The sequence below is a fragment of the Novosphingobium profundi genome (assembly GCF_018491765.1).
Lineage (GTDB): Bacteria > Pseudomonadota > Alphaproteobacteria > Sphingomonadales > Sphingomonadaceae > Novosphingobium > Novosphingobium profundi.
Window position 1 is genome coordinate 1 of the sequence record NZ_JABWCU010000055.1, and the last position, 4,134, is coordinate 4,134.

A 4,134-nucleotide genomic window follows, 5' to 3' on the forward strand; every position below is an offset into this window, starting at 1 on the left:
AATCGAACGGCCAGCAAGCATGCAGAAGCAAGGACAGAAATCGTCGCTGCTTTCCTATAATTTGGAGTGTCGCGCCAAGTCATGAAAATCGGATAGCCGTTCACGGCATATGACCGCAATGTCAGCGAACGCGGCCGCAGCCAGACGAAGCCTGTCCGCGCAGTTTTGTGCAACCTACTCTTGCGCCTCCGTCGCCAGGTGAACTGGACGGCCTGATCGGGCCGGTAGGCGACGGTCGCGTTTGAAGCGCAAATACAGAGATAGTTGCCACTCAGCTGCGTCGCCTGCCGACCAGTTCAAGTCGTTCGAGTCCGCTGACCCAGACGTCCGAACCTGTCCGAAGCTGCCGTATGGTTAGGCCAATCTACTCTATCCTCGCCCCTGAGAATCCGGCCGCATCCTCAGATTTTCCGAAAACCATCTCAATCCATCGCGTCATCGAACCAAGCCGGTCGTGCATCGCTCGCGACAAGCCAGACCAGATAGTCGCGTCGGGACTGGATCAGCTTGTGGTAACAAGCGTATGCCTTGTCGAGAAAGTCGGTAATCTCGGCCAGCGTGGCCGGCTTCGGCTCAAGTATCTTCAGGGATCGGTTGCCCGTCTTGTCCTTGCTGACGCTGACCTCCAGCTTGCCCCGCGCCGTGCGAACGATTTTCCCGTCGTCGTCCTCTACCCACGGATCGTGGATGAAGCGATTTCGCTGCTCATGCAACTTACCTTCTATCTCGCTCAGCACCGCGTCTAACTCTTTGAACCAGTCGCTGTCGGGCTGATGGATGAACGCCGTCCGTCGCAGAATGTCGATCTGGCCACGAAACGGCGTCATGCTCAAAACTGTCGTTCTGACGGTCGTATTGCGCTCGCCGATAAGCGCAACGCTATCGAGCAAATCCCGTGTGGCATCTTCGACCAGGCCCCACACGATGACAACAAAGCCGAGGTGTCGTGCCAGTTCGCCGAACTCGCTATTTTGCAGCACGGAGTCCGATTGATAGAACTTGGGTAGCTTCGCCATCGTCAGATTGCCTTCGCCGCCGCCTCGCGAAATCGATCCAAATTCGCGATGACGTTCTGGCCTTCGATATAGGTGTTGCGGGCTTGATCGATCCAAGCCTGAATGTCGCTCAGCCCCTTCCGGTCGCCCGCTTCCAGCTTCCCGTCATTGTCCTTGAGGTTGCTCAGGATTTTTCCAAGCTGGCTGGTATGGAGGGTAATGGTGCCGCCCTCGATGCGGATGGCGTGATGGGCGACGGTGTTGCGGTTTGCATTCGCCTTCTCGGCACGCTCGACCCAATTCGTGATGCCGTTCTTCCAATCCTTGCTGGGGATCGTCTTCGCCCGCTTTTTCAGCAGTTCCGCTTTCGGCCTGGCATCCAACTGCGCGACGATAGGTTCGATCATGGCATGTTCAGGAAGCGCGAACATGCCGACCAATGCCTTGTTCAACTGCGCGTCTATCAGGCTGGCCCACAGGATCAGTTCACCTATGGCCGCGCAGAACTCCTTCATCGCGGCTTCGTCAACATCGGGCAGATCAGGCTTGTCGGTCACTTCTGTCAGTTCTCCGGTGGTAGGAAGTCGATTAACTCAAAGCCCTGCGAACCGCCGCTCCACGATTCATGTTCTTCGATACCTGCGGCTGCCAGAAGGCTATTCCAGATCGCCTCAACGTCTTCGTATGCCTCGTCAATGAACGCCTCACTGATGATCTTAACCCACTCAGGTTCATAGTCGCGAAGCATCTTCTTGAACGCGCTGTCAGTGCCCTCGGCGATCCATTCTCTCGGCTCGGCCTTGTGGGCTTTCGGATGCGCGAGCATATTGCGGAGGTCGACCAGTTTCGCTGTCGTGACGTATGGGCGCTTATTCCAGTCGATCTCAATGCCGGTGATTTTGCGGATAGCTTTGATCTTCTCCCGGACTGTCTCGCGTTCAAAGTCCTTCCACTCGTCAGGCTTCCCGTCGAGCAGCTTCGCCCCACAGAAGTTCACATATCCCTCAAGCGAGAACGCGATCATGGTGACGCACGCCATCATGTCGAGGAATATGCCGTCCGTCCGCTCCTTCTCCGCGAAAGCCCTCTTGATGCGCTCGCGAAAGAACCATGCTGCGTTCGGCAGATCGTTGTGCGGATAATCCACCCAATCGTTCGTGATCTTCGCGCGGATGCGTGGCTGTTTATCCGTCATTTGCTTCCGAACGCTTTGGCGATGAGCCAGAAGATCGGAAGAAGATGCTCGTCCTCAAGGTGCGTGAACACGAAGCCGTCGCCGAGCGTCATTTCGATGCGGTGCTCCATGTTCTGACAGGTGCCCTCTGCCGGATTTTCCTTCCGGTCACGGGTTGCGATGACCTTCTTCAATTTGAGATCGATCCGAACGGCGTAGAGCGCGCATTTCGGATTATCGTTCTCATACGTCACGGCATCGTCGGAGAATTTCGCGTCGAAAACGTCCAGACTAGGTTCGCCCACGTAGCCGTTCAGAAAGTCATAACTGACCTCGTAGCATTTGCCCTCGTTCTGCCAGCAGGTGATTTTCGTCGCGCCCGGCACCATCGGCGATCCGCCATCTAGCCGCTGCCAGCGCCCGGTCGCCGTTACGAGTGTCTGAACCCGACCGACGTAATTGGACACGGCGATCTTCGGAGGTTCGTATGTTGCGATCACAGCCCATTCGCGAGCGCCTTCGAATAAGAACAGCATCACGAAGAAGCCGATCTTCCACCAATTCCATCGCCGCTTCACCTTCGACGCTTCATCCACAGTCGATGCGTTCAAGGCCGCCCCCTTAATTTCCATTCAATCCCATCTCGCGCGTTTGCAGCTTGGCTTTCCAAAGCCCCTCGGTTGCGATGATTTCCTCCATCGACGCCGCCGAGCCGCAAACCTCCAAAATGGAAACCTGATAATCCGACTTGTCTCGGCTCTTGAGGACGACATTACCGCCGTGTCCGTCGCGGACATAGGTGAGCCACCGGCCTAAGAACCCTTCCTCGCCATAGACCGATCCCACATACTGCTCTTTCGTGCGTGGGCATGTCAGGAGGTAAATTCCCTTTGCCGCGCCCAGCGTCGCCAGCCAAGACGAAGGAAGCGCCTCGATGGTCGAGAGGTTGGCGATGAAGCGGGTGTAGCCGGGAAATTCCTCTTCCCGGAATGTGCGGGTTATCTCCAAAATGGGTTTCGGCTGATCCGCGGCCTTCTGCGCCCATGTGCGCGTGCCCGGTCCCCAATCGATGAAGATGCGGCCTATGTCGGGTTCGGAGATGCCCACGAGCGTGGAGCGGTAAAGGTCTAGACCCGTGACATCGTGCAACCGAAACGGATCGATCATCCCCTCGGGGCATTCGCCGATCCGCTCGATCTCATACAGGCCGACGAACATATTCGACTGCGCGGGCGTGACAATGAACGCCGCCCAATATGGCGATGTCAGCCGGGAGCGGTTCTGGTTCGATTGGATGTTCTGATAGGCGATAAAGCTGGGGTGATCGTCGCGCCAGAGCGAATAGAGTGTGCGGCCCTTCACCGCGCCATTCTGGTGGCGCAGCAACCGCACCTGTCGTGGGTCGATGCCGTATCCGTCGAGTATCGCGTTGAATGTTAGCCCCATGTCCGCGATAATAACCGTGCTCCGGGTGAATGCGATGACGAATCTGCGCGGTCAGGAAGAGGACGAATATCTGGACAAGGTGACGAAGCTGAGTGAATGCCGCAGTGGTGACGATCCAAATGAGCTTATCCGTCAAATCGCGCGCGAAGAAGCTGACAAGCGCCGCTAGCTTTTCTCGGGCCAGTCCTGTTCATAGCGGCCATATGGTGGGCGCAATGGCAATATGGGACGGAACCCGTCGTTCGCGGCTGAGCTCTGGGACGGCAGGCAAGTCCCAGCCCCGGCCATAACCGGACTGACCGCTCGTAGGCTCGAGACTTTTCCAATTGAGCGGCTTGGATGGGCGCCTGCCCGACCTGCAACCCTTGAGGCCCGGACGCGAAGCCGCCCGCCCCCCCCAAAAAAACCGTCGAAGAAATTGGCCCAAGACCGGTCCAGCAGCATACGCCGATAAAGAAGCCGCCGGTTTGTTTTGCGAAGTGCGGTCATTGGTGTGATATGCTTCGGATATGAGCACAA

At 57.2% G+C, this 4,134-nt stretch carries 6 protein-coding genes; 1 reads left to right on the forward strand and 5 read right to left on the reverse strand.

The window, feature by feature from the left end:
- Positions 1-422 precede the first annotated feature (422 nt).
- The 5 genes from HT136_RS25845 to HT136_RS25865 are packed head-to-tail and all read right to left on the reverse strand — an operon-like array spanning position 423 to position 3,615.
- On the reverse strand, positions 423-1,016 hold the full coding sequence (locus HT136_RS25845) for a hypothetical protein (RefSeq protein ID WP_214202629.1): 594 nt from the start codon (positions 1,014-1,016) through the stop codon (positions 423-425).
- A 2-nt stretch (positions 1,017-1,018) separates the two neighbouring features.
- Entirely contained in the window at positions 1,019-1,552 is a 534-nt protein-coding gene (locus tag HT136_RS25850; RefSeq protein WP_214202630.1) for a hypothetical protein, read from the reverse strand.
- Between the two features lie 5 nt (positions 1,553-1,557).
- Complete coding sequence (locus HT136_RS25855; protein ID WP_214202631.1) at positions 1,558-2,190, reverse strand: hypothetical protein; 633 nt, start codon at positions 2,188-2,190, stop codon at positions 1,558-1,560.
- Entirely contained in the window at positions 2,187-2,780 is a 594-nt protein-coding gene (locus HT136_RS25860; RefSeq protein WP_214202632.1) for a hypothetical protein, read from the reverse strand. The genes HT136_RS25855 and HT136_RS25860 overlap by 4 nt, the downstream gene beginning before the upstream one ends.
- A 10-nt stretch (positions 2,781-2,790) precedes the next feature.
- On the reverse strand, positions 2,791-3,615 hold the full coding sequence (locus HT136_RS25865) for a GIY-YIG nuclease family protein (RefSeq protein WP_214202633.1): 825 nt from the start codon (positions 3,613-3,615) through the stop codon (positions 2,791-2,793).
- A gap of 34 nt (positions 3,616-3,649) precedes the next feature.
- Here HT136_RS25865 and HT136_RS26565 point away from each other — a divergent pair, with 34 nt between their 5' ends.
- Positions 3,650-3,784 (forward strand): hypothetical protein, encoded by a 135-nt coding sequence (locus tag HT136_RS26565; RefSeq protein ID WP_281423517.1) that lies wholly within the window; start codon positions 3,650-3,652, stop codon positions 3,782-3,784.
- The last annotated feature ends 350 nt before the right edge of the window (positions 3,785-4,134 follow it).

Bases quoted from the DNA above. Each gene is read 5' to 3' on its own strand.
- HT136_RS26565 (WP_281423517.1), top strand. From the start codon at position 3,650: ATGACGAATCTGCGCGGTCAGGAAGAGGACGAATATCTGGACAAGGTG.
- HT136_RS25865 (WP_214202633.1), bottom strand. From the start codon at position 3,615: ATGGGGCTAACATTCAACGCGATACTCGACGGATACGGCATCGACCCA.
- HT136_RS25845 (WP_214202629.1), bottom strand. From the start codon at position 1,016: ATGGCGAAGCTACCCAAGTTCTATCAATCGGACTCCGTGCTGCAAAAT.
- HT136_RS25855 (WP_214202631.1), bottom strand. From the start codon at position 2,190: ATGACGGATAAACAGCCACGCATCCGCGCGAAGATCACGAACGATTGG.